The 24118-nt window shown below is 67.8% G+C and carries 20 protein-coding genes; 11 read left to right on the top strand and 9 right to left on the bottom strand.

What is annotated here, in order from left to right:
- Positions 1–13 precede the first annotated feature (13 nt).
- Together ABE463_RS10270 and ABE463_RS10265 are read left to right on the top strand one after the other, a co-directional pair.
- On the top strand, positions 14–919 hold the full coding sequence (locus ABE463_RS10270) for a recombination-associated protein RdgC (protein WP_121043899.1): 906 nt from the start codon (positions 14–16) through the stop codon (positions 917–919).
- 57 nt (positions 920–976) lie between these two features.
- Positions 977–1765 carry a SprT family zinc-dependent metalloprotease gene (locus ABE463_RS10265; RefSeq protein ID WP_346468090.1) on the top strand — a complete coding sequence of 263 codons (789 nt, stop codon included), beginning with the start codon at positions 977–979 and terminating at the stop codon, positions 1763–1765.
- A 37-nt stretch (positions 1766–1802) separates the two neighbouring features.
- Here ABE463_RS10265 and ABE463_RS10260 read toward each other — a convergent pair whose 3' ends face one another.
- Positions 1803–2675, bottom strand: a complete 873-nt coding sequence (locus ABE463_RS10260) for a methylglyoxal synthase (protein ID WP_346468089.1) — start codon at positions 2673–2675, stop codon at positions 1803–1805.
- Between the two features lie 173 nt (positions 2676–2848).
- On the opposite strand from ABE463_RS10260, the gene ABE463_RS10255 reads away from it, so the two are divergent.
- Positions 2849–3145, top strand: coding sequence for a hypothetical protein (locus ABE463_RS10255; RefSeq protein ID WP_346468088.1), 297 nt, complete (start codon positions 2849–2851; stop codon positions 3143–3145).
- Positions 3146–3171: 26 nt separating this feature from the next.
- Here the strand turns inward: ABE463_RS10255 and ABE463_RS10250 are convergent, their stop codons facing one another.
- The 3 genes from ABE463_RS10250 to ABE463_RS10240 form a co-directional block, all read right to left on the bottom strand.
- Positions 3172–4617, bottom strand: a complete 1446-nt coding sequence (locus ABE463_RS10250) for an FAD-dependent oxidoreductase (RefSeq protein ID WP_346468087.1) — start codon at positions 4615–4617, stop codon at positions 3172–3174.
- Positions 4618–4707: 90 nt separating this feature from the next.
- Complete coding sequence (gene gltB / locus ABE463_RS10245) at positions 4708–9162, bottom strand: glutamate synthase large subunit (protein WP_346468086.1); 4455 nt, start codon at positions 9160–9162, stop codon at positions 4708–4710.
- 171 nt (positions 9163–9333) lie between these two features.
- Positions 9334–9735 (bottom strand): I78 family peptidase inhibitor, encoded by a 402-nt coding sequence (locus ABE463_RS10240; RefSeq protein ID WP_123731007.1) that lies wholly within the window; start codon positions 9733–9735, stop codon positions 9334–9336.
- Positions 9736–9870: 135 nt separating this feature from the next.
- Between ABE463_RS10240 and ABE463_RS10235 the strand changes: the two genes are divergently transcribed.
- Complete coding sequence (locus ABE463_RS10235) at positions 9871–10935, top strand: DNA topoisomerase IB (RefSeq protein WP_346468085.1); 1065 nt, start codon at positions 9871–9873, stop codon at positions 10933–10935.
- A gap of 9 nt (positions 10936–10944) precedes the next feature.
- Here the strand turns inward: ABE463_RS10235 and ABE463_RS10230 are convergent, their stop codons facing one another.
- Complete coding sequence (locus ABE463_RS10230; protein ID WP_123731009.1) at positions 10945–11286, bottom strand: hypothetical protein; 342 nt, start codon at positions 11284–11286, stop codon at positions 10945–10947.
- Positions 11287–11502: 216 nt separating this feature from the next.
- Here ABE463_RS10230 and ABE463_RS10225 point away from each other — a divergent pair, with 216 nt between their 5' ends.
- The 3 genes from ABE463_RS10225 to ABE463_RS10215 all read left to right on the top strand — a co-directional run bounded on the left by ABE463_RS10225 (position 11503) and on the right by ABE463_RS10215 (position 15157).
- Positions 11503–12624 (top strand): SDR family oxidoreductase, encoded by a 1122-nt coding sequence (locus ABE463_RS10225; protein WP_346468084.1) that lies wholly within the window; start codon positions 11503–11505, stop codon positions 12622–12624.
- Positions 12625–12901: 277 nt separating this feature from the next.
- A complete protein-coding gene (locus ABE463_RS10220; RefSeq protein WP_346468083.1) occupies positions 12902–13288 on the top strand; it encodes a BlaI/MecI/CopY family transcriptional regulator in 387 nt (128 codons plus the stop codon).
- Between the two features lie 15 nt (positions 13289–13303).
- Positions 13304–15157 (top strand): M56 family metallopeptidase, encoded by a 1854-nt coding sequence (locus ABE463_RS10215; protein ID WP_346468082.1) that lies wholly within the window; start codon positions 13304–13306, stop codon positions 15155–15157.
- A 5-nt stretch (positions 15158–15162) separates the two neighbouring features.
- On the opposite strand, the gene ABE463_RS10210 is transcribed toward ABE463_RS10215, so the two are convergent.
- The 3 genes from ABE463_RS10210 to ABE463_RS10200 are packed head-to-tail and all read right to left on the bottom strand — an operon-like array spanning position 15163 to position 19148.
- Positions 15163–15498, bottom strand: coding sequence for an I78 family peptidase inhibitor (locus ABE463_RS10210; protein ID WP_346468081.1), 336 nt, complete (start codon positions 15496–15498; stop codon positions 15163–15165).
- A gap of 48 nt (positions 15499–15546) precedes the next feature.
- Positions 15547–16671 carry a ribonuclease H-like domain-containing protein gene (locus tag ABE463_RS10205; RefSeq protein ID WP_346468080.1) on the bottom strand — a complete coding sequence of 375 codons (1125 nt, stop codon included), beginning with the start codon at positions 16669–16671 and terminating at the stop codon, positions 15547–15549.
- Complete coding sequence (locus ABE463_RS10200; RefSeq protein WP_346468079.1) at positions 16668–19148, bottom strand: DEAD/DEAH box helicase; 2481 nt, start codon at positions 19146–19148, stop codon at positions 16668–16670. Before ABE463_RS10200 ends, ABE463_RS10205 begins: the two co-directional genes overlap by 4 nt.
- Positions 19149–19334: 186 nt before the next feature.
- Here ABE463_RS10200 and ABE463_RS10195 point away from each other — a divergent pair, with 186 nt between their 5' ends.
- Positions 19335–19805 (top strand): hypothetical protein, encoded by a 471-nt coding sequence (locus ABE463_RS10195; RefSeq protein WP_346468078.1) that lies wholly within the window; start codon positions 19335–19337, stop codon positions 19803–19805.
- Between the two features lie 4 nt (positions 19806–19809).
- Here the strand turns inward: ABE463_RS10195 and ABE463_RS10190 are convergent, their stop codons facing one another.
- Complete coding sequence (locus tag ABE463_RS10190) at positions 19810–21954, bottom strand: IgaA/UmoB family intracellular growth attenuator (protein WP_346468077.1); 2145 nt, start codon at positions 21952–21954, stop codon at positions 19810–19812.
- 290 nt (positions 21955–22244) lie between these two features.
- Between ABE463_RS10190 and ABE463_RS10185 the strand changes: the two genes are divergently transcribed.
- Genes ABE463_RS10185 through ABE463_RS10175 form a run of 3 tightly spaced genes read left to right on the top strand, consistent with a single transcriptional unit; the run spans position 22245 to position 24091 of the window.
- Entirely contained in the window at positions 22245–22973 is a 729-nt protein-coding gene (locus ABE463_RS10185) for a hypothetical protein (protein ID WP_346468076.1), read from the top strand.
- A gap of 9 nt (positions 22974–22982) precedes the next feature.
- On the top strand, positions 22983–23483 hold the full coding sequence (locus ABE463_RS10180) for a sigma-70 family RNA polymerase sigma factor (RefSeq protein WP_259260639.1): 501 nt from the start codon (positions 22983–22985) through the stop codon (positions 23481–23483).
- Entirely contained in the window at positions 23480–24091 is a 612-nt protein-coding gene (locus tag ABE463_RS10175; RefSeq protein ID WP_346468075.1) for a hypothetical protein, read from the top strand. The genes ABE463_RS10180 and ABE463_RS10175 overlap by 4 nt, the downstream gene beginning before the upstream one ends.
- The last annotated feature ends 27 nt before the right edge of the window (positions 24092–24118 follow it).

Here is a 24118-nt window from a genome sequence, read left to right as displayed (position 1 = left end):
ACTCTGGACGTCCATGTTCTTTCGCAACCTGACGCTGTTCCGCTTTCCGACCGCTACCGATTTCTCCGACGTAGACACCCTGCTGCCGCAGGTGCTGCTCAAGCCGGTCGGTCCGCTTGAAATGAATTCGCGCGGCTTCATCTCGCCGTTCGGCCGTGAAGAAAAGGCGGTGTTCTCGCACCGCGTCGGCGATGCGCTGTGGCTGACCGTCGGCGGTGAGGACAAGATCCTGCCGGGTGCGGTGGTCAACGATCTGCTCGCGCGCAAGCTCGAGGAAATCGAGGAGAAGGAAGGCCGCAAGCCCGGCGGCCGCGAGCGCAAGCGCATGAAGGACGACCTGCTGCACGAGCTGATGCCGCGTGCCTTCGTGAAGAGCTCGCGTACCGACGCGCTGATCGACCTGACCCACGGGTACGTCGCCGTGGATTGCTCGAGCAGCAAGAAGGGCGAGAACATGATGTCCGACATCCGTGGCCTGCTCGGCAGCTTCCCGGCGATGCCGTTGAACGCCGAAGTGGCGCCGCGCTCGATCCTCACCGGCTGGATCGCCGGTGAAACCCTGCCGACGGGGTTGAGCCTGGGCGAAGAGTGCGAGATGAAGGATCCGGCCGAGGGCGGTGCGGTGGTCAAGTGCCAGCACCAGGAACTGCGCTGCGACGAGATCGACAAGCACCTGGACGCCGGCAAGCAGGTGACCAAGCTGGCCCTGGTCTTCGAGGACAACCTGTCCTTCGTGCTGGGCGACGACCTGATCGTGCGCAAGCTGAAGTTCCTGGATGGCGCGCTGGACCAGCTCGAGCACGCCGACGATGACGGCCGCCGCGCCGAACTGGACGCCCGTTTCGCCCTGCAGAGCGGTGAAGTGCGCCGCCTGTTCCTGCTGCTGGAAGAGGCCTTCAAGCTGAGCAAGGCGGACTGATCGGTTCCGATCAGTCCCCAGTCATGCGCCGGTCACGGCCGGCGCTATGCTGTACCCATGTCCGGATTCCTCCGCCGCCTGATTTCGCCGGCTGTCAGCACGCTGCAGCGCGATACGGTACGGCTGCGCCTGGAGGATGCCGAGATCGATGTCCTGCGCGTGCGCGACCCGCGTGCGCGCCGGATCAAGCTCAGCGTCGATGAGCGCGGCGTACGCCTGACCCTGCCACCGCGCGCCAGCCTGGTGATGGGCGAGCGTTTTCTCGACCAGCATCGCGGCTGGTTGTCCGAGCAACTGCGCAGCTACCAGGCCACCAACCTGCCGCCACCGCTGGTGATCGGCGAGGCGGGGGTGCTGCCGCTGCGCGGTGCGCTGCTGCCGCTGCGCTGGGAAACCGGTCGCTACGCGCACATGCATGTAGACGAGCAGGGCGCCTGCCTGCACTGGCCCACGCGCGGGACCGATGCCACGCTGCGCCGCACCCTTCGCGAATTCTACGAAGCACAGACCCGTGCCGACGTCGGTCAGTGGCTGCCGCGTTACCTGCCCGGCCTTCCGCGTGCACCGGCGCGGCTGCGGCTGAAGGTGATGTCCTCGCAATGGGGCTCGCTGGCGCCGGATGGCAGCATGGCGCTGGATCTGGCCCTGGTGCTGGGGCGGCCTTCGGCGTTCGAGTACGTGCTGGTGCACGAGCTCTGCCATCTGATCCAGGCCAATCACTCGCCGGCGTTCTGGGCGGAGGTGGAAAAGCGTTTCCCGGCGTGGCATGCCGAGCGGGACTATTTCCAGCTCGAAGGGCGGCGGCTCAAGGCGATGCTGCGGCAGCTGCTGACCCCGGCACCGTAACGGCGGCGGCAACGCTCGCTCCTCATCGGTAGTGCCGTCAGTTGCCCACCCGCACCGCGGCCGCCTGCGCCCAGCGCGCCGCCACCCGCGGCGCGGTGATGCACACGGCCTGATCGGTCACGGTGGTGACCGCGCGCTCCAGCAGCTGGATGTCGGCTTCGTGCTGGCGGGCGACGTGCGGGTCTTCGAAGAAGATCGCGCGCTGGCAATGGCCTTCCAGCACGCGATCGGCAATCTGCGCATCGCCGCCCATCGGGCCGCTCTGGTAGCGCGTCACCCATTCCTCGCCCTGCGGCCAGCCGCGGCTCCAGGCCAGCTCGTTGAGGCGCTGGCCGGTGGTGCCGGTGCCGACCCGGCTGCGGAAGCGCGACAGCACCGCGAAGTGTTCATCGGCGAAGGCCAGCATCGCCGGCTTCATCGCGTCATGCGCGATCAGGGCCAGCGTGTGCTGCTCGAAGGCGTGCAGGTCATCGGCACCCGGGTCCGGTGCCAGGCCGGCGTGCAGGCGCTCCACCTCGACCCAGTCGCGCGCGGTGGCGACGGTGGAGATGAAGGGCTTGCCGTGGATCACGCACTGGCGCTTGAGCGCGGTCGCTTCCGGAAAGACCGAGGAAGGATCGACCGGGTCCATCAGGTAGATCGCGCCATCCAGCGTGCGCTCCGGCGTGCCCATCCCGACCACCTCGGCCACCAGCTTCATCAGGCCGCCCTCGCGGCCGTTCGGGTAGCGCCGCAGCGGGGAGAAGTCCTGCAGGAAGCCCAGCCGCTGGATCGCATCGAAGGTGCGCCCGACCGCATGCAGTTCGACGCCCAGTTCGCGCAGGCCGGTGTCGCTGGCGCGCAGCCAGCGGAACAGCGCGGCGTGCTTGTCGTGGTGATGCAGGCGGTTCGCGGCCAGGCCAATGCGCATGGGGGCAGTCCAAAGGGAGTCGTCGCCAGTGTAAGCCGTTCAGGTTGCACCGATGCAAGCTGCGAAACGTGATGCGGCTCACGCGCCTTCACGCATTTTCGTACTTGTTGCATGGTGTCGGCAGGGGCCATATCCGACAGTGGAGGTCGTCCGTCAATCAGGAAACCCCTGCCATGACCCTCCCCCTTTCTTCCGTTGCCGCCTCATCCCAGCCCTTTGTTGCGGATCAGGGCAGTCGCATCCGCGCGCTGGCCGCCGTGCTGCGTGACGCCCCGCAGGCCGATGCCGAGGTCCTGCTGGCCGGGCTCGCACGCATGCTGGATGCGCATATCGGCCGCGGCCACGATGATGTGGTCAGCAACCGCCGCATCCGCGACCAGCTCGACAACATCGAGCTGCTGATGGCGCTGGAGATCGAGCGGGCCGGCGTGCGTCACACGTCGGTACCGGCGGTAGCGCGCGCCGCGTGAACGGCGCGCTTCGGTAGGGCACCCCGTTACGCCGAAAGCAGCTGCACGATGCTGCCGGCCGCGTCGCGGCCCTCGGCCACGGCCGTCACCACCAGATCCGCACCGCGCACCGCATCGCCACCGGCAAACAGGCGTGGGTGGGCGGTCTGGAACGGCAGGCGGCCACTGCCACCGGCCACGATGCGGCCGTTGTTGCCGGCCTCCACACCCTGTTCGGTCAGCCAGGCCGGCGCCGTCGGCGAGAAGCCGAAGGCGATGATCACCACGTCGGCTTCCAGCAGCGATTCACTGCCTTCAATCGGTACCGCGTTCCGGCGGCCTTGGGCATCCGGATCGGACAGGGTGGTCTCGACCACCATCACCCCGATCACTTCGTCATCCGCACCCGCCTCGATCGACAACGGCTGGCGGTTGAACAGGAAGCGCACGCCTTCCTCGCGGGCATTGGCCACTTCGCGCGCCGAGCCCGGCATGTTGGCTTCGTCACGACGGTAGGCGCAGGTCACCTTGGCCGCGCCGAGCCGGATCGCGCTGCGCACACAGTCCATGCCGGTATCGCCACCGCCCAGCACCACCACGCGCTTGCCCTCCAGGTCGGGCAGGGCGATCTGGTCTTCCCAGCCCGCGATTGGCCGGCCATGCGCGTCGCTGCCACTGACGATGCGGCTGTTCTGCACCAGGAACGGCAGTGCCGGCAGCACACCCTTGAGGTCCTGGCCAAGCAGGCCACCATCGGTATAGCGGTACGCGCCGGTGCCGACGAACACCGCGTCGTACTCGGCCAGCAGGTCATCGATGCTCACATCGCGGCCGATCTCCACGCCGAGACGGAACTGCACGCCCATGCCTTCAAGCACGTTGCGACGGCGGCTGATCACCGATTTGTCCAGCTTGAAACTGGGGATGCCGAACTGCAGCAGCCCGCCGATCTGTTCGTAACGGTCATACACCACGGCCTGGATGCCGGCATGCGCCAGCTTGTCGGCGCAAGACAGCCCGGCCGGGCCGGCGCCGATCACGGCCACGCGCTTGCCGGTGGCTTCCACTGCGGTCATGTCCGGGCGCCAGCCGGTGGCCAGCGCGGTGTCGACGATGTACTTCTCCACGGCGCCGATGGTGACCGCGCCGAACTCCTCCAGCGTGCAGCTGCCTTCGCACAGCCGGTCCTGCGGGCACACCCGGCCGCACACCTCCGGCAGCGGGTTGGTCGAGTGGCAGAGCGTGGCCGCTTCGTGGATGCGGTTTTCCTGCACCAGCTGCAGCCACTGCGGGATCGCGTTGTGCACTGGGCACTTCCAGCTGCAGTACGGATTGCCGCAGTCCAGGCAGCGACCGGCCTGGAACTGCGCGTCTTCCTTGCCGAACTTGCCGTACAGCTCGCCCCAGTCGCCGGAGGTGCGCAGTTCGACCGGGATGCGCTGCGGCATCGTCCGGGGCAGATCGAGGAACTGGAAAGCTTGCTTGCGGCTCATGGCTTGCTCTGTGGTGAGGTTGCCGGCCAGCGGCCGGCACTACAACGGTGGGAACACGAGGCCCCGGTCGATACCGGTGCTTCTCCGCGCTTACGCAGCGCGGCGCAGTGAGTCGGTCAGCGATTCGATGCTGGCGGCCTTGGGTTTGACCAGCCAGAACTTGCCGACGTAATCGCGGAACTCATCGAGGATCTGCTGCGCCCAGATGCTGCCGGTCAGTTCGCGGTGGCGGCTGATCAGGGTATGCAGGTGCTGGCGATGGTTCTCGAAGCCCTCGGCCGAGATGCGGTGGATGTCGATCAGCTCGTGGTTGTAGCGGTCCACGAAATCACGGTCGATATCCAGCACGTAGGCCAGGCCGCCGGTGAAGCCGGCGCCGAAGTTGAGCCCGACCTTGCCCAGCACCAGCACGATGCCGTCGGTCATGTATTCGCAGCAGTGATCACCGGCGCCTTCGATCACCGCCAGCGCGCCGGAGTTGCGCACGCCGAAGCGCTCGCCGGCACGGCCTGCGGCGAACAGTTCGCCACCGGTGGCGCCGTACAGGCAGGTGTTGCCGATGATCGCGGTGTTGCGCGCCTCGAAGCGCGCGCCACGCGGCGGGCGCACGACCAGCCGGCCGCCGGCCATGCCCTTGCCGACGTAGTCGTTGGCCTCGCCCTCGACCTCCAGCTGCAGGCCGCCCACGTTGAACGCGCCGAAGCTCTGCCCGGCCGTGCCACGGAAGCGCAGGGTCAGCGGTGCATCACTCATGCCCTGGTTGCCGTGCGTGCGCGCGATCTCGCCGGACAGGCGGGTACCGATCGAGCGGTCGGTGTTGTGGATCAGGAAGCGGTGTTCGCCGCCGAGCTTGCCGGCGATCGCCGGGGCCAGCAGGCCGTCCATCTGCGTGGCCAGGCTGTCCGGCGATTCATACAGACGCTGCGCGGCGCAGTGGCTGCCGGCGTACTCGGCCGGATTGAGCAGGCGCGACAGATCCACCTTGACGCCCGGGCGCGGGGAGACCTCCAGCTGCTGCAACAGGTCGGTGCGGCCGACGATCTCCTCCAGCGAGCGCACGCCCAGGTAGGACAGCCAGCCACGCACTTCCTCGGCCAGCAGGCGGAAGAAATTCTCCACGCGCTCGGGCAGGCCGGTGAAGTACTGCGCGCGCAGGCGCTCGTCCTGGGTGGCCACGCCGGTGGCACAGTTGTTGAGGTGGCAGATGCGCAGGTACTTGCAGCCCAGCACGATCATCGGCGCGGTGCCGAAGCCGAAGCTGTCCGCACCCAGCAGCGCGGCCTTGATCACGTCCAGACCGGTCTTCAGGCCCCCATCGGTCTGCAGCAGGGTGCGCCCGCGCAGGTCGTTGGCCACCAGTGCCTGGTGCGATTCGGCCACGCCCAGCTCCCACGGCACGCCCGCATAGCGGATCGAGCTGACCGGGCTGGCACCGGTGCCGCCGTCATGGCCGGACACGGTGATCAGATCGGCACCGGCCTTCACCACGCCCGCGGCGATGGTGCCGACACCGGCATGGCTGACCAGCTTCACCGAGACCAGTGCGGTCGGGTTGACCTGCTTGAGGTCGTAGATCAGCTGGGCCAGATCTTCGATGGAGTAGATGTCGTGGTGCGGCGGCGGCGAGATCAGGCCGATGCCCGGCTTGGCATAGCGCAGCCGCGCGATCAGTTCGTTGACCTTGTGCCCGGGCAGCTGGCCGCCTTCGCCGGGCTTGGCGCCCTGCGCGACCTTGATCTGCAGCACTTCGGCATTGACCAGGTACTCGGCGGTGACGCCGAAGCGGCCCGAGGCGACCTGCTTGATCTTGCTACGCTTCTCGGTGCCGTAGCGCACCGGGTCTTCGCCGCCTTCGCCGGAGTTGCTGCGGCCGCCAAGCCGGTTCATGGCGATGGCCAGCGCTTCGTGCGCTTCGGGCGACAGCGCACCGAGGCTGATCGCCGCGGTATCGAAGCGGCGGAACAGGTCTTCGGCCGGGGCCACCTCGTCCAGCGGGGTCGGCGTGGGCGCGGCCTTGAGCTGCAGCAGGTCGCGCAGCGCCGAGACCGGGCGGCCGTGCACGGCCTCGCAGTAGCGCTGCCAGTCCGCGGCATCGCCACTGCGTGCGGCGCGCTGCAGGGTCATGACCACGTCCGGGTTGTACATGTGGTATTCGCCGCCGTGCACGTACTTCAGCACGCCACCCACATCGGGGCGCAGCAGGTCGTTCCAGGCACGCACGGTGAGTTCGCGCGCTTCGTCATCCAGGCGCGCAAAGCCGACCCCGGCCACGCGCGAGGCGGTGTCCGGGAAGCACAGGTCGACCACCTCGTCATCCAGCCCGACGATCTCGAACAGCTGCGCGCCGCGGTAACTGGCCACCGTACAGATGCCCATCTTGGAGATGATCTTGGACAGGCCCTTGTAGATGCCCTTGCGGTAGCGGCGGCCGATCTGCGACTGCTCGCCGCCCTTGCTCAGCTGCAGGATGCCGCGCCGGCCCAGATCGAACAGGGTCTGGTAGGCCAGGTAGGGGTACACCGCGGTGGCACCGAAGCCGAGCAGGCAGGCCATGTGGTGCGGATCGCGCGCGGTGCCGGTTTCCAGGATCAGGTTGACGTCGCAGCGCAGCCCCGCGTTGGACAGGTGGTGATGCACCGCACTGGTGGCCAGCAGCGCATGCACCATCGGCCGGTCGGCGACCGGGTAACGGTCGCTGAGCAGCAGCATGACGATGCCTTCGCGTGCAGCGGCTTCGGCCTCGGCGCAGATGCGCTCGATGCCGGCCTTGAGGCCTTCGTCCAGGCTGTAGGACAGATCGATCAGCCGGTTCTTGTCGGCGTACTGCTCCATCTTGATCAGCTGGCGCAGCTTGCGCTGGCTGAGCACCGGCGAGTTGAGGATGACGTGGTTCACCGTCTCCGCGCCGGCATGGAAGATGTTGGTCTCCTTGCCGAGCTGGGTGGACAGCGACATGACGCAGTCTTCGCGCAGCGGATCGATCGGCGGGTTGGTGACCTGCGCGAACGCCTGGCGGAAGTAATCGTAGAGCGGACGGCTGTGCTGGCTGAGCACCGCCATCGGGGTGTCATCGCCCATCGAGCCGGTGGCTTCCTGCTCGGTCTCGGCCAGCGGGCGCAGGATCTGCTCCACTTCCTCGGTGCTGAGCTGGAACAGCTTGTGATAGCTGCGCAGGGTGCGCTCGTCGAAGGGCTCCTCCACCAGCGACGGATCGATCAGCTCGGTCTGCAGGTAGGTCACACCCTGCTGCAGCCACTGCTTGTACGGCGCGCGGCCCCGGTTGATGCGGTCGATGGCGTCCGAATCGAGCAGGTCGCCACGCTTCAGGTCGATGGCCATCATCTCGCCCGGGCCGAGCTTGCCCTTGCGCACCACGCGCTCGGCCGGCACTTCCCACACACCGGCTTCGGAGGCGACCAGGAAGTGGCGGTCGGAGGTCAGCATCCAGCGCGCCGGGCGCAGGCCGTTGCGGTCCAGCGTACAGGCGGCATAGCGCCCATCGCAGGCCACGATCCCGGCCGGGCCGTCCCACGGCTCGCTGTTGAGGCCGTAGAACTCGTAGAACGCGGCCAGGTCCGGATCCTTGAACTCCAGCGACTGGGTCGCCGGCGGCACCAGGATGCGCAGCGCCTGGATCAGGTCCATGCCGGCGCTGACCATCAGCTCCAGCATGTTGTCCAGGCTCTGCGAGTCCGAGCCATGCATGGAGATCACCGGGTTGAACTCGCCGATGTCGAAGCGCGGGGTCTTCCACACCTTGCTGCGCGCCTGCGCCCAGCGGCGGTTGCCCTCGATGGTGTTGATCTCGCCGTTGTGGGCGAGCATCCGGAACGGATGCGCCAGCGGCCAGCGCGGCAGCGTGTTGGTGGAGAAGCGCTGATGGAACACGATCGCGCTGGAGGCCAGATCGTTGCGCTGCAGATCCACGTAGAAGCGGCTGAGCTTGTCCGGCAGCACCATGCCCTTGTAGCTGATCGCATTCGGGCTGAGCGTGGTGACGTAGTAATCGGCGTGCTCGCGCAGCTGCTGTTCGCTGCGGCGCCGGGCCAGGAACAGGGCCAGGGTGAAGGCGGCCTCGTCCTGCGCGGCGCCGGCGTCGACGAACACCTGCTCGATGTGCGGCAGGGTGTCGCGTGCGAGCTGGCCGCACACGCTGGGATCGGTCGGCACCACGCGCCAGCCGACCGGCTGGCAGCCGGCGTCGCGCAGCTGCTGTTCCAGCGTCTCGCGGCAGGCCTGTGCAGCGGCGGCCTCATGCGGCAGGAACACCACGCCGGCGGCGAAACGCGCGCCAAGCGTGAGGCCCGCCTCGGCGGCAAGCGCCTTGAGGAACACATCGGGGCGGCGCAGCAACAGGCCGCAGCCGTCACCAGTGATCCCGTCGGCGGCGACGCCACCGCGGTGGGTCATGCGCGAGAGTGCGGCAATGGCCGTGTCGACCAGCAGCCGTGACGGCTGGTCGTCGAGCTGGGCGACCATGCCGAAACCACAGGCATCTCGCTCATCTTGCGGGTCGTAAAGCCCTTGGCGGTTGCGGGGGGCCATCTGTGCCTCGATGCGATGTCAGGTGAGCGGCGACACTCGTCCCCGCTCAGTCCTTGCAGCGCGGGTCGAAGCACCGGATGACCCGACTAGATCACAGTTGTTGCAACGCCGCAATACACGGTTGCAGGCGCAACCAAACCCCTATGTTTCCCGTGTTTTCCCGGCCCCTGTTCAGCCGCAACGGACGCTGGCGACCACGTTCTTGCCGTCCACTTCGATGTTCAACCGCTCACCCACGAAATCCATCGTGGTCATGTCATTCGGCTTGAGCACGCGCAAGGTGGTGGCGCCGGCATCCTGCTGGGCCTGGCTGCCGATCTGCTCGGTGTAGGGCTGGCCGACCAGGCTCTGCACCTGGGTGGCATCGCAGTTGCCGACCGGCGGCGCTTCCAGCGCCTTGCCTGCTTCATCGGTGGGCGCGGCGGCGGCCTCGGCCGCCTTCTGTGCATTGGTGGCGACCGCTTCCTGCTCGTCCATGGGCGGGGCGCTGCACGCACCGAGGACCAGCAGGGCGGGGAACAGGGCGATCAGCCCGAAAGAGCGCCGCAGGCGGCGGGACGACAGAGGCGACATCGATACTCCTGAAAAGCGAGCCAGTAAACGATGGAGGATATCGCCAAGCGCGGTGTGAGGTGTTTGTGTTGCGTTATTGACGCGGTGCCGCACCGGCACCGGCGACACTGCGTTCCCCTGATCCGCGCCGCCTCCATGAGCCCGAGCCGCACCGCCACCCCCGAAGTCGCCGCCGCCCGCCAGGCCGGGCTGCGCTATGTCAGCGATGAACTGCCGGGCATTGCCCGCCGCAAGGCCGGCAAGGGCTTTGCCTACCGCGATGCCGATGGTGCGGCGGTCCGCGATGCCGCCACCCTGGCCCGGATCCGCGCGCTGGCGATCCCGCCGGCCTACACCGATGTGTGGATCTGCGCACTGCCCAACGGCCATCTGCAGGCCACTGGGCGTGACGCGCGCGGGCGCAAGCAGTACCGCTACCACGCTGATTGGGCGCGGGTGAGGGGCGATGGCAAGTTCGATCGCATCATTGCCTTTGGTACCGCCCTGCCCACGCTGCGCCGGCGCCTGCGCCGCGATCTGAAGCTGCCCGGCTTCCCGCGCGACAAGGTGCTGGCGATCGTGGTGGCGCTGCTGGCACAGACGCTGGTGCGCGTTGGCAACGAAGTCTATGCACGTGACAACCGCTCTTACGGGCTGACCACGCTACGCAACCGCCACCTCGCGCTGGTCAAGGGCGGCCGGGCGCAGATGCGCTTCCGGGGCAAGTCCGGGCAGGCGCATGAGGTGGATGTGGATGACCGCGAACTGGTCAAGCTGATCCGGGGCTGCCAGCAGCTGCCCGGGCAGGCGCTCTTCCAGTACCGCGATGATGATGGCGCGGTCCAACCGGTGGATTCGGGCATGGTCAACGACTATCTGCACGATGCGATGGGCGAGGACTTCAGCGCCAAGGACTTCCGCACCTGGGGCGGCACGCTGGAGGCGATCCGTCAGCTTGCCGTGACCGAGCTGCCCGAACCTTCCAGTGAGCGCGCGCTGGCGGCGTTGCAGAAACAGGTGGTATGCGAGGTCGCGAACCTGCTGGGCAACACACCGTCGGTGTGCCGCAAGGCCTATATCGATCCTTGCGTATTCGATGGCTGGCGGGCCGGCTCATTGAAGGCCCTTGCCGGCCTGCGTGGCGAGCGTCAGTGGGAACTGGCCACGCTGAAAGTACTCAAAGCCGCGCGGCGCACCGTCCGGCGTGCCCGCGCGGGATGAGTGCAGCGGTCAGCCGCAGTAGAGGGCGGTGATGTTGTTGGTACGACCGGTTTCGATGGTCAGCCGTTCGCCGCCCTGCTCCGCACCCGGGGTGGGATTGGCCGCGCCACTGGCAGTGGCGCCACTTGCGGCACGCTCGCTGCGCACGACGATGACCTGCAAGCTGTCGCTGTCCACGCGGGCACGCTCGACCGTGGCTTGCGATGCCGCCAGGCCCACGGCGCCGCGGACCTTGTCCACGTGGCACTGGCCGGAAATGACGCCGTCGATCGGCTGGACCTGCGCGATGGGGGTGCTGCTGCAGGCGGACAAAGCAAGGACGGCCACAGCCGCGGACAGGTAACGAAGCATGCGACGCACTCCATGGGAATTGCGCTCAGGGTGCATCGGTGGCCGTATGCGGCGCATGAATCTCTACACGGTGTGGGCACGCTCCATTCACCGTCCCTGGCCGCCGGGTTGACCATAGTGGGGCTGCGCATTTCCACGGCGGCCAGCGCCGCGACGAACAGACGAACATGCGCCCGCGTGAGATCCACGCATCTGATCCGGCAACAGGAGTCGAACATGGCCACGGCCAAAACCCGTAAGACCACCAAGACCCCCACCTCCCGCAAGCGTCCGCGTCCGGCGGAGGCGGCTGCTGCGGCGGCCGAACCGCGCACCCGTACCCCGGTCGTCAAAACCGCGACCCGCAAGGCTGCCGCCACCGATCCGCGCGCTGCGCGCGTGGCGGCCCGCCAGCGCCGTCTGCAGGACCAGGAGAAGGCAAAGGATGCGCGTGCGGCGAAGAAGGTCGCCGCGTCCAAGGCCAAGAAGGTTACCCAGGCCGGCACGCGTCGCCAGCCTGAGAAAATGCCGGCCGAGCAGCTGGCCAAACCCGGCAACGAACACGAGATGCAGCTGGCCCCGCGTTTCCTTGCGCCGGACTACCAGGGCAGCGGCAAGCTCAAGGGCAAGCGCGCCATCATCACCGGCGCGGATTCGGGCATCGGCCGCGCGGTGGCCGTGCTGTTCGCCCGCGAGGGGGCGGATGTCGCCGTACTGCACCTGGATGAAAAGAAGGATGCGAAGATCACCCGCGAGCACGTCGAGAAAGAAGGCGGTCGCTGCGTGGTGATCGCCGGCGATGTGCGCGATCCGGCGTTCTGCAACAAGGCCGTCAAGCAGGTCGTCAAGGCGTTTGGCGGTGTCGACATCCTGGTCAACAACGCGGCCTTCCAGCTGCATTGCGATCGCTTGGAAGACCTCGAGGACGAGCACCTGCAGGAAACCCTGCAGACCAACATCGGCGGTTACATCCAGATGGCGCGCGCCGTATTGCCGCACCTGGGCGAAGGCGCCAGCATCATCAACACCGGCTCGGAAACCGGCCTGTTCGGCAGCAAGGCGCTGGTGGACTATTCGGCGACCAAGGGCGCGATCCATGCCTTCACCCAGGCGCTGGCCAGCCAGCTGCTGCCACGCGGCATCCGGGTCAATGCGGTTGCGCCGGGTCCGGTCTGGACCCCGCTCAATCCGGCCGACAAGAAGGCTCCGGATGTGGCCGAGTTTGGCCAGGACAGCGACATGGGCCGGCCAGCGCAGCCGGAAGAAGTGTCGCCGGCCTATGTATTCCTCGCTTCCCCGGTCACCGCCAGCTACATCAGCGGCGTGATCCTGCCGGTCATGGGCGGGCCGCGCGGCTGACAGACGGCATCTTGCCGAGATGGACCACCGAGGAACACCTCGGTGGTTCCCATCCGTACCGAGGCCCGATGGCGTGAGCATGCCGCCATGGCCCTCCGCCTTTCTGCGTCCATCTCCCGTCCATCCCCATCCCCATCTGCAGATTGACTACGCAGCCGCAGGCGCATGGCCAGCGGCCGACCGCAGCTGACCGTTCGTCGGCACGGACCCTCCGGCACTTGACGACATCTGTAGTCACTGGCACGGTAGCGACACGTGTAGTCATAGGGAGTGCGCCATGCGCGGCAAGACCATCGGGGACCAGGAACTGGCCCTGCTGCAGTACATCGCGGAACAGGACCGCCCCAGTGTCGGGGAAGTCGCCGCCGGGTTCGGTGAGCCGCGTGGACTGGCACGCTCCACCGTGCTGACCATGATGGAGCGCCTGCGCGCCAAGTCGTACCTGAGCCGCAAGCAGGTGGACGGCGTCTACCGCTATGTCACCACCAGCGGCCAGGACAGCGTGGTACAGGGTGCGGTGGCCAGCTTCGTGGAGAAGACGCTGCAGGGCTCGGTCTCGCCGTTCGTGGCGTTCATGTCGCACAAGGTGGATGTCAGCGATCAGGAACTGGCCGAGCTGGAAGCGCTGGTCGCACAGTTGCAGTCACGCAAGCGGGAGGGCTGAGCGATGGACATGATGATGAGCGAAGTGCTGATGCGGCTGGGCTGGACCAGCGTGCAGAGTGCGGTGCTGGTGGCGCTGGTATGGGGCGTGTGCCGGCTGTTGCCGCAGTTGCCGGCCGCTACCCGCTGCCGGTTGTGGTGGCTGGTGGCCGCGCAGGCGGTGCTGGGCCTGTTCTGGAGCAGCCCACTGGAACTGGCGGTGCTGCCCGCCCCGGCGGCAGTGACGGCACCGGCGATGGCGCTGCCCGCATTCGACGCCGCGGTGCAGGCCGCGCCGGTCACGTACGCCGCCAATGCGGTCGAGACGGCGACGATGACAGCCTTCTGGCCCGTGCTGTTGCTCGCCCTGTGGGCTGCCGGTGTGCTGCTGATGCTGGTGCACAGCCTGCGTGGCTACCGCGCCAGCCGCGCGCTGGTCCGCAGCGCTACCGAGTGCACCGACGCCGGCGTGCAGCAGGCGCTGCAGTTGGCCGCCGAAGCGCATGGCCTGCGGCGCTCGCCGCAGCTGAAACTCTCCACGCAGATCCGGTCGCCGCAGTTGATCGGCCCGTGGCGGCCGGTGCTGCTGCTGCCGGCCGGCGAGCTGCCGACGATGTCGGCAGACGATCTGGACATGGCGCTGACCCACGAACTGATCCATCTGCAGCGCCGTGACCTGTGGTGGGGGTTGCTGCCAGCGCTGTCGCAGCATCTGTTCTTCTTCCATCCGCTGGTCCACGTGGCGGCCCGCGAATACGCGTTGGCGCGCGAAGAGGCCTGCGATGGTGCGGTGGTGGCCGGGCATGATCACTGCCGCCATGACTACGGTCGCCTGCTGGTCCAACTGGGGGTGGCGCCGCGTCCTGCGGTGGGCGTGGCCAGCGCCTCGCCGGACCTGCGCAGCCTCAAGCGTCGCCTGCTGACGCTGCAGCAGACCCGCAGCGTGCCGCGTGTGGCCTCGTTGGCGATCACCGCGCTGTTCGTGGTGATCGGAATTGCACCGTTGCGTCTGGTGGCTGCGCCGCCGCCGCCGGCTGCACCCCAGGCACCGGTCGCCCCCAACGCACCGACGCCGCCGACACCACTGCCCGCATCTGCGGCCCGGCCGGTACCTGCGCCGGTCCCCGCGCCCGAGCCAATGTCGGCACCAGAACCATTGCCTGCTCCGGAGCCGCCCGCCGCGCCCCCTGCGCCGGAACCGCCGAAGGACCTGGATGACGGCATGTCCTTCGTCACCCACGGTCAACTCAACATCACCCGTCAACCCGCGCAGGCGTTCGTACTGATTGGCGGCGAGAGCAATTTCGTCGATGCGTCCGTCGCCGATCTCAAACAGGCGCGGCGCGATGCCGGCAATGATCAACCGGCGCTGTGGGTGCGCCGGGGCCAGGACCGCTATCTGATCCGCGATCCCGCGGTGCTCAAGGCGCTGGGACACGCCCAGACGGAAGTGGCCGCGCTCGGAACCGCGCAGGCCGAACTGGGCAACCGCCAAGCGGCGATCGGTCAACAGATCGCGGCGGCATCACTGCAGGTCACGTCCGATGCGTTGGCCGCGGTGGATGTCAGCGCGGTGGTCAACAGCGCGATCCGCGATGCCGGTCTGGATGCCGCTGTCGAAGCTGACCGGGCGGCCCGCCAAGGGGCTCGCCAGTCACGTGCAGCGGCGTCCGCAGCCAGCCAAGCCGCACGTGAAGCACGTACCGCCTCCGCCAGGGCGGTGGACGCCCGCCAGATCGCGCTGGTGGCGCGTGAGCAGGCCGAACTGGGCAAGGAACAGGCGCGCCTGGCGCAGCAGCAGAGTGTGGCTTCGGCGCGTGCGGTGCGCAACGTGCGTACCGCGATCGATCAGGCGCTGGCCAGCGGCAAAGCACAGCGCGTGCGCAACTGATCAACTCACCCGCAGTTGGCGCGCACGATCCTGTTCTGCGCGTCGACTTCGATGCTGAGCCGGTCTTCGCGGTAATCCATGGTCATCGCCATGCCCGGCTTGAGTACGCGGGCATGGCGGGCACCGCTGTCCTTCACCGCCTTCTGGATGACCGCCTCGGTGGCGGTCTGCCCGGTCAGGCCGGTGAGTTTTTCTGGGTCGCACTGGCCGCCACTGCCAGCCACCGCGGGTGGGGCGGTCGAGGTCGGGCTGTCAGGCGGCGTCGCGGCGGTCTTGGCCGGAGTGCTGCAGGCGGCCAGCGGCAGGGCACAGCCCAGGGCGAACAGAAGGTTCAGACGCATGTGGTGGTCCTCCCACGGTAAGTACCCGCAGTGTCCGTGGGCCGGCCTTTACACCGCGTCAATGGCCTGCAGCGCCAAGGTCTCCCGGTCGCGCTGTTCCTCGGCCACCAGCCGCCGCATCAGCAGCGCCAGGGTCACCACGTCCTGATGGTTGTGCTCGGCCACCCGGCGCAGGTTCACCGCACTGCCGCCACGCAGATAGTTCAACCACGCGGCCGGCGCTTCCGAGCCGGGCAGGTCATCCTCGCGCACGATCTGCAGCAGCTGCCGCTCGATCGTGGCCAGCCGGCAGTTCTCCCAGGTACCGCGATAGCGGCGGCGGGTCGGGAACAGCAGGTCGACATGATCCAGCGGCGTGATCGGGCAGCGTTGCCGGGCCAGCCGATAGCGCGTCTTGAGCAGCGGCGCGTCGTAGCAGCGCCCGTTGTAACTGGAGAACACCGTGCTCGGCTGCAGCCATCCGGCGAACTCGCGCAGCATCGCGGTTTCCGCGGCCATCGTGGTCATCAGCAGCTGACGGATACGCAGGCCATCGCCGTGCTCGGGATGGGTGTGCCAATCCGCGGCACCGATCATGAAGGCGCGGGTGCCGGTGCCGCCGGCCAGGCCGGTGGTTTCGGTATCGAAGAACAGCAGGTCCTGCGGCCGCACCTGCTCGCCGTCGCGCTTGGCGAAGGCCAGCGACAACGGTTCGGTCGGAATGGCCTGGGCGACGAACGATTCGATCAGGAACAGGCCCGGTGCGATTTCCTCACCCGGCACATGGCGGTCATTGGCGTTCGCGCGCGGGGTGGCCGTGCTGAGGCCGCGATCGCGCAGGCCGAGCAGACGGCGCAGGCCACCAATCTCGGGCTTGCGCAGCGCCGGCGCGGGAGCAGGAACAGGAGCAGAAACAGCGGGAACTGCCGGTGCGGTCTCGCGTGCGGCCGCGCCGGTCGGCTTGTGGCGGATCTCCTGCTCGACCCAGCCGAACACGGAGGCCGGTGCGGGCGCACGCGCACGCGCATCGTTGGCGGCGGCCGGAAGCGGGACGCCGCCCGTGTCGCCGGGAGCGCCGGTGTCAGCGGCAGCGGATCCGCGCCCAGGGGCGATGGCCGGACCAGAGGCAGGCGCCGCCGTCGCATCACCGGCCTGCCGGCGCAGCAGGCGCAGCTTGTCCAGGCTCAGGCTCACGGCGTCACCACCTCGGTGCTACGGCGCTCCTGCTCTTCAGCAGACGGCAGCGCGGCGCTGTCGAACAGATCCAGCACCTTCAACGCCAGCGCCTTGGGCGTGGTGGCGTCGTCCTCCTGGCCGGCCAGCACCGGGCCCACGCAGGCCGGGCAGCCGGCCTTGCAGTCACAGCCCCGCACCAGCTCGCGCGCGCGCAGCAGCAGCTCGGCCTGGCGCAGCCACAGTGGTTCGCTCAGGCCCACACCGCCGGGGAAGTTGTCGTACAGATACACCGTCGGCACGAACTGCTGCTGCAGCTCGATCGCGCTGGCATCGAACTCGGCGCCCCGCAGCTGCCCGCGTCCGCTCTGGTCGGCCACTGCGAACCACGCACCATCGCCATTGCCGACGGCCTTCTGCAGGTCGCGCGCATCGGCCATCACCGCCACCGTGGCGACGATGTGCAGCGCGTAGGCGGCGCCGAGGAAGCCGTCCAGCGCTTCCTGCTTGCTGTCGAACGCGGTCAGCAGCAGCGCCTGCGGCAACTGCCACCACACCGCGGTGGTGTGCAGCTCCTGGTCGGGCAGGTTGACCGGGCCGTAGCCGATGTTCTCGTGGGTGTAATAGCGGATCTTCTTGTAGCCGGCCACGCGGCGCACCACATGCACCTCGCCATGGTGGGAATCGCCGCGCCCGGCGATGCAGCCGTCGAAGCGGTCCAGCACCTTGAGCTTGGTGAAGTCGATGCTGTCGGTGTAGTAGTCCACGTGGGTACGGGTGACGTAGGCCTTGCGGCCTTCCCAGTCCAGACGCTCCACCTGGTACGGGGTGGACTGCACCATGTGGATGGCGCCTTCATACAGCGTCAGCGCGGCGGCGGAGTAATCCACCTCGGCGATGATCTGCTGCTTGCCATCGCTGCGGTCCACCACCACGAAGTTGCCGTCGGCGACCGAGCGCAGGCTGACCGCGTTGGCCGGGTAGCTGTCGGCGATCCACTCCCAGCGGTCGCCTTCGCGATGCACCACCACGGTCTCGGCCAGGGCTTCCAGGAACACCAGCGGATCGATCGGGCCGAACGGATCGCCGGCCAGGAACGGCAGCTCGAAGGCGGCGCAGCGGATGTGATCGAACAGGATCAGCGGCTGGTCCGGCGCAATGCGTGCATGCTCGGGCGAGGCTTCGGCGAAGAAGTCCGGATGCCGCACCACGTATTGGTCCAGCGGCTGCGAGCTGGCCACCATCACGCCCAGTGCGGGCTGCTGGCGCCGGCCGGCACGGCCGAAACGCTGCCAGGTCGCGGCGACGCTGCCCGGATAGCCGTTGAGGATGACCACGTCCAGGCTGCCGATATCCACGCCCAGCTCCAGCGCCGAGGTGCTGACGATGCCGTCGATCTGCCCCGCGCGCATCGCCCGTTCGGTCTCGCGCCGCTCGGTGGGCAGGTAGCCGCCGCGGTAGGCACGGATGCGCGCCGGCTTGCGCGGGTCGTGGTCGAAGATGTCCTTGAGGTACTTGGTCAGTACCTCGACCATCAACCGGCTCTGCGCGAAGATCAGGGTCTTCAGCCCGGACTTGATCGCGATGCGGGCGATGCGGTTGCTCTGCGAGCGCGCCGAAGCCCGCAGGCCCAGATCGGCATTGACCACCGGCGGGTTCCACAGCAGCACATGCTTTGGCCCGGTCGGCGCGCCGGATTCGGTGATCGCAGTGACCGGGGCTTCGATCAGCGCCTCGGCATGCGCCTGCGGGTTGCCGATGGTGGCCGAGCACAGAATGAACTGCGGCTCCACCCCATAGAACGCGCAGATCCGCTTGAGCCGGCGCAGCACGTTGGTGACGTGGCTGCCGAACACGCCGCGGTAGGTGTGCACCTCATCGATCACCACGTAGCGCAGGTTCTCGAAGAACTGCGCCCACTTGGTGTGATGCGGCAGGATCGCCTGGTGCAGCATGTCCGGGTTGGAGACCACGATGTCGCCGTGGAGGCGGATCGCCTGGCGCGCATCGCCCGGCGTATCGCCATCGAAGGTGAAGGCTTTGACCCCCAGGTCGCCGGCGCGGTTGAGCTCCAGCAGCTCGGCCACCTGGTCCTGGGCCAGTGCCTTGGTCGGGAACAGGTACAGCGCCTTGGCCTTGCCCTGCATGGCGGCGCTGACCACCGGCAGGGTGTAGCACAGCGACTTGCCGCTGGCGGTCGGGGTCACGATGGCCACGTGCTCGCCCCGCTGGCTGGCCTCCCAGGCCTCCGCCTGGTGGCTGTACAGCTGCTCGATGCCGCGCGCCTTCAGTGCATTGACCAGCGCATCGGGCACATCGGCCGGGATCGGCGCGTACTGGCCCTCGCGGGCGGGAATCGTGAAACTGCCGGTGATGCGGTCGTTGTAGCGGCGCTGCAGGCGCGCGGTCAGCAGCGCACCATCGCGCGAGGGCAGCCCATCGGTGGTGGCGAGGTTGCGCTCGGCGTCTTCGGTGCGCTTGGCGAGTTCGTAAGCCATGGTCACAACGGTCTGCAAAGGACGCTATGGAAACATGACCGCGTCTCAATGTCTGAGACATTGCGCTGCGCCGGGGTGAATCGTTCAGTGCCCCTTGGCGTCCCTTGGACAGCTGCCATAAACGAAATCTGACACCGGCCTCCGTATCCTTGGCGACAGCCCGCTACCAACACGGACGGAGTCGCAGTGGCATTACGTGAATATCAAGGCCTGGCCGTGCTTGCGGGGTGGTTGCTGGCCGCCGCAGCGCAGGCCCAGCAGGCCGGCGCCGTACCCGAGCCGGTGGAACCGCCGCCCGCGACAACGCAGGGGGATGTCACCACGCTGGGCGAGGTGCGCGCCCTCAAGCCCGACGACGAGCCGCTGGATCTGTACCGCTTCAAGAATCCGGTACAGGTGCAGCCCAACCGCTTCAGCCGCACCTGGAGCGAGCCGCCGTCGCCTGAGCAGGTCAGCATGAGCGGTGGCTATCTGATGATGGGCATCAACAAGGGGCTGGCCGCCGCTGCGCAAGGCGTGAACAAACTCACCGGCGGACCGGATCAGATCCAGTCCGCGACGGCCCGCCCACCGCCGGAGCTGACCGACGAAGAGCAGCGTCGCGCGCAGGAGGTGTGCGCGCAGCAGGGTGGCTGCCCGGTGCTGCCGGAGCCTTGAGCCGTCAGGCCCACGGTGGCCGTCGCAACGCCACATCGGCGGCCAGCGCCTGCCTGCGTTTCACCTCCCTGTAGAGGCAGTACACCAGCATCGCTGCCTGCACGAGCAACAGCAGCAGCGCCAGTGCACGCCATACGGTGTGTACCAGCGCAGCACTCGCCTGATTCCCGGCGGCATCCGCGTCCAGTGTCAGGGACAGGCCTTCGGCGTCCTGCTCGATACCCACCACGCTTCCCTGCATCGTGAAAGGCCTTGCCACAGTGAGTTGCTCGACGGTGTGGTCCCAATGCGCTTGTGTGTCGGCCAGCGCGCTGGGTGCAGGAGGGCGGGCGTACACATACTGCGTCCCCAATCCCCTCAGCCGGATGCTGTTGAACTGGACACGTGAGATGGTGGGCGTGATGTCCGCCAACCAGCGTGCCACGTGGTCATCGAGATATCGGTAGAGCAGCGCGTTGATGCGGCGCGTGGATGCATTTGCGAGCAAACGATCGCTCCCACCGTCTTCGACGAACTCATGCAGTCGCATCGACAGTCCATACCAATCCAGGGCAGTGATGACGTGGGATCCCTCCCCGCCCTCGCGTTGCGCTTGTGCGGCGAGGTGGGACACCAGGTCCTGGCGCAACGCGGGGCAGTTCGACAACCCGTCCCTGCACGCCTGCTCGATGTGGTCCACCACGCGGCGCAGCGCTGTGGTCGTCATGGGATCTGGAGCGTGATCGGCCCGACCCGGAAGGAATGCCTGCACAGGCGGCAGGTAAGGGGACGACGCAAGCGTGGCGATACTGTCGGGCAGCGACAGCCGCGGCAACGCCATCGCCGCTCCGCCCCAGCGCAGTTCGTCGCATCGCACACCCAGCCGGGATGTCCCGTTGATGTTGTCCACGGCAGGCATGCAGTGCGCCTCTCCCTGTATCCGCACCCAATCACCAACGCGTGGCGGCATTGCGATCAGGGTCTCGACAGAGCTCTCCTGGCGATATCCTTGATCTTCAAACGTGTGCGCCGCCAACCTCAGGTCCGTCTCGACAGCGTTGCCGGTGACCAGCGCGCCTGCCAACGCCACCGCGGCCACGATCAGCCAGATCAGATGATGGGCGTAGGGGACGGGGGGAAACCGGCGCGCTTCATCCACCAATGACCACGCCGGTCCCAACGACAGTACATGCCGATCGATCGTACGCACCTGTGCATCGACGGCGGGGCCAATGGGCAGAGTACCCAGACAATGCCAGTGATCGGGCAGCTCCACCGTCTGTTGACGACCGAGCAGGAACGGAGGCCCGAACATCGGCTGACCTGCAAAATGGAAGGCCGTGCCGTTCAATACACCACGAACGCGGTTGACCTCACCCGGTACCGCTTCCGGGCGAACGCGGCGTCGCGTCAGAACGACGCCCACCCCGGCCACGATCGCCGCGGCGGCCGACGCACCCCAGGTGACCGCATCGGCATGGCGCGCCCAGGTCGCGAACCAGAACACCCCGCAGGCCAACAGCCAGCAGGCGGCGGGCACAAGCCCGAGCCACGGGGCACGGCAGAGGTCCAGTTCCTCGTTCGACTCCTGCCGCTGCGCCAGGATCACCGCGTCCCCCGGCACTACGCGTGAGCGCGGCCGCGCGTGATGCGCCTGCGTGGTATGTGCGTCTGGGCTCGGATCCTGCCCCGCTTGCCACGCCGCTTCGGCGGCCTGCTGATGCTGCTCACGACGCAGTCCCTCCGCGATACGGAACGCGCCCAGCCGGACCACGACAGCGACCGGATCGGCGAGCATCACCCTTCGGCCGAGCACCACTTCCGCATGGTTGTACTCGCTGACATGCTGCATGGCGTCGTACGGCAAAATGACGTTGGTGCCGCCGATGTAGTGGTAGATCACCCCATGCAACACGCCGCCGACGCGTCGGCGCTGGAAATCGCCTTCGATGCAGCGGACCTCGCGGTCCATGCCCAGTCGTCCGTCTGCCCTGAGGTGGGCGAGGGCCTTGTACTCCGCGTCATCCAGCGTTCGCGTGACAGGCGCCGCCCGCAGTACGCGGCGCATGCGCGTACGGCGGACTTCATCCGGAAGGACGCGGAAGAGGATCAACCACAGGGCCACCGCGAGCGGGAGCCCGTACAGAAGCGTGTACGGATCTACGCTCATCGACGACACTCGGGCAACGTGACCGGGGCAGGGGTGTGCATGAAGAACAAGCGCAGTCCGATGGGGCGCGCAGCGTGCGGGAATGGGTACGTGCAGACAAGAAGCGGTGACGTTCCCGGCGCGGCACAGTGCTCTGAGCGTGTGTCCCCCGTGGCCGTGAGCCCGCTGGACAGGCCCCTACCGGCCGAAAACGTCAGGAATGACCGGTGGGCGTGTCGATCAAACCCGTCTGTCAGGTTTTCCACGCGCGGACGGTCTTCTAAAGGACGCACGCCCACATGGAGAGCCGCATGCTTACCCCTGACACCGTTCTGCCGTCACCTCACGCAAGCACCTGGTCCGCCCGTCGTCTGTGGCACTGGTTGGCCGCAGCCTGGCGTATGTACCAGCAGGCACCGATACGCTGGTTCGGGCTGTCCCTGGTGCCGATGGCGATCGAACTCGTCCTTCAAGTGTCCATTCCGGTGGCCGGCGTGGCGCTGTCCAAGTTCGTGGTGCCGATCGTGTCGGTGTGGTGTCTGATCGTGCTCGATCAGCGCGTGCGCATCGGTCGCTTCGCCATGAGGCAAGGCATGGCCCGGATGTTCGGGCTGCGCGGCCGTCTGCTGCAGTTGGTGGTGTTGTCAGCGAGTGTGTTCGCCTTCCAGATGGCGCTGCTGTGGATGTGGGTCGGGCCGTCGGCAGCGCTCGGCGTGGCGACGGGGGATCCGGCGGTGGTCACCCAGCTGACCCGCCTGCATCTGGCCACCGTCTTCGCGGCGGGGACGGTGCCCGGCGTGCTGCTGTTCTTCACCGTGCCGCGGGTGGTGCTGGACCGGGTGGGCGTGGCGCAGGCATTGCGCGAGAACCTCCGGCTGCTTGGCGTGGGCTGGCGGCCGCTTGCGGTGTACTTTGCGCTATCAATCCTGCTGGTTGGCAGCGTGGTGTTCCAGCCGTGGTTGCTGCTGCCGTTGCTGCAGCTGGGGTATGTGGGCTACTGGGCCTACCGCGATGCGTTCGATTCCGTTGCCGTTGACTGAGCCGCTTCCTTGTCGCCGCCGATATCCGACGAACTACCGTCCCTCCTTCGTGAGCACTGGCCGATGCTGACCCGGTTGGCGTCCAGCTACACACGCGACAGCGCACGTCGCGACGATCTGCTTCAGGAGATCAGCATCGCGGTATGGCACGCGCTCCCGCGCTGGCGTGGCGACGGCTCGTTGCGTGCCTTCGTCGCACGTGTTGCCCACAACCGTTGCGTCGATGTACTCGCCAAGGAGCAGCGCTTGTCTGCCAGTGATCTGGATGAGACCTGGCCCGATCCGCATGCCGATCCGCTGCGCCATGCCGAAGCACAACAGCAGCGCGACGGCCTGCTGAGTGCAGTTCTCAGTCTGCCACTCGGCTACCGGCAGGTCGTGTCCCTCGCGTTGGAGGGATTCGCCCACCGCGAGATATCCGAAGCGCTGGGGCTGGAAGAGAATGCCGTCGCGCAGCGGTTGAGCCGCGCCAGGCGAATGCTGCGAGATCTGATGGGAGCTTCGCGATGACCGCGATCGACGACGAGAACACGGGGTGGGATGCACTTGCGACCCGCTGGCAGGCCCAGCCCAGCGGAGTGCCCGATGTGCAGGTACTTCAGCGCGAGGTGCATCGCCGGAGCCGCCGCCTGCGCATGGTCTGGAGCATTGAGCTGGTCCTGGCCGTACTGTCGCTTGCCAACTGCGCTCGCGCGCTGTCGCTGGGCGATCGGCTGCCGGTGCCGGCGGGCCTTGTTTGGTTCCTGATGGGACTGGTGATGGCCATGACGGGCTGGACGCTGTGGCAACGCCGACGCCAGTGGCGCGCGAAGGCACTCGATGCACGCGCGCTGATGGCGTTCGAAGCTGAGCGCTCACGCACGGCGCTTCGCATCTGGCGCGTGTCGACATGGGTGAGTGTGGCGCTGTGGACGGCGATGACGCTCTGGGCATTGTTCACGGCGCAAGGGCGGATGCCGATGGTGCAGGTTGCACCCCCTGCGGCATGGGCCTTGAACATCGTGGTCAATGCGCTCGTTGTAGCCGTGTTTGCTGTCGCTGCATGGGTGATATGCCGCCGGCACCGGCAGCGACTGCAGCGGTGGCAGTCGCTGGAGCGGATGATGGATGTTGACTGAGCTCAGCAGGTGGCATCGCTGACACCC

It is taken from the genome of Stenotrophomonas sp. TWI819, from assembly GCF_039673075.1.
Classification (GTDB): domain Bacteria; phylum Pseudomonadota; class Gammaproteobacteria; order Xanthomonadales; family Xanthomonadaceae; genus Stenotrophomonas; species Stenotrophomonas rhizophila_B.
This window is presented reverse-complemented; position numbering and strand designations above follow the sequence as displayed.

Excerpts from the sequence above, each read along its gene's own strand:
- ABE463_RS10210 (WP_346468081.1), bottom strand. The coding sequence starts at position 15,498 with ATGCGTCTGAACCTTCTGTTCGCCCTGGGCTGTGCCCTGCCGCTGGCC.
- ABE463_RS10250 (WP_346468087.1), bottom strand. The coding sequence starts at position 4,617 with ATGAGCCGCAAGCAAGCTTTCCAGTTCCTCGATCTGCCCCGGACGATG.
- ABE463_RS10190 (WP_346468077.1), bottom strand. The coding sequence starts at position 21,954 with ATGAGCGTAGATCCGTACACGCTTCTGTACGGGCTCCCGCTCGCGGTG.
- ABE463_RS10185 (WP_346468076.1), top strand. The coding sequence starts at position 22,245 with ATGCTTACCCCTGACACCGTTCTGCCGTCACCTCACGCAAGCACCTGG.
- ABE463_RS10230 (WP_123731009.1), bottom strand. The coding sequence starts at position 11,286 with ATGCTTCGTTACCTGTCCGCGGCTGTGGCCGTCCTTGCTTTGTCCGCC.
- ABE463_RS10215 (WP_346468082.1), top strand. The coding sequence starts at position 13,304 with ATGAGCGAAGTGCTGATGCGGCTGGGCTGGACCAGCGTGCAGAGTGCG.
- ABE463_RS10200 (WP_346468079.1), bottom strand. The coding sequence starts at position 19,148 with ATGGCTTACGAACTCGCCAAGCGCACCGAAGACGCCGAGCGCAACCTC.
- ABE463_RS10265 (WP_346468090.1), top strand. The coding sequence starts at position 977 with ATGTCCGGATTCCTCCGCCGCCTGATTTCGCCGGCTGTCAGCACGCTG.
- ABE463_RS10260 (WP_346468089.1), bottom strand. The coding sequence starts at position 2,675 with ATGCGCATTGGCCTGGCCGCGAACCGCCTGCATCACCACGACAAGCAC.
- ABE463_RS10270 (WP_121043899.1), top strand. The coding sequence starts at position 14 with ATGTTCTTTCGCAACCTGACGCTGTTCCGCTTTCCGACCGCTACCGAT.
- ABE463_RS10225 (WP_346468084.1), top strand. The coding sequence starts at position 11,503 with ATGGCCACGGCCAAAACCCGTAAGACCACCAAGACCCCCACCTCCCGC.
- ABE463_RS10240 (WP_123731007.1), bottom strand. The coding sequence starts at position 9,735 with ATGTCGCCTCTGTCGTCCCGCCGCCTGCGGCGCTCTTTCGGGCTGATC.
- ABE463_RS10220 (WP_346468083.1), top strand. The coding sequence starts at position 12,902 with ATGCGCGGCAAGACCATCGGGGACCAGGAACTGGCCCTGCTGCAGTAC.
- gltB (WP_346468086.1), bottom strand. The coding sequence starts at position 9,162 with ATGGCCCCCCGCAACCGCCAAGGGCTTTACGACCCGCAAGATGAGCGA.
- ABE463_RS10255 (WP_346468088.1), top strand. The coding sequence starts at position 2,849 with ATGACCCTCCCCCTTTCTTCCGTTGCCGCCTCATCCCAGCCCTTTGTT.
- ABE463_RS10235 (WP_346468085.1), top strand. The coding sequence starts at position 9,871 with ATGAGCCCGAGCCGCACCGCCACCCCCGAAGTCGCCGCCGCCCGCCAG.
- ABE463_RS10175 (WP_346468075.1), top strand. The coding sequence starts at position 23,480 with ATGACCGCGATCGACGACGAGAACACGGGGTGGGATGCACTTGCGACC.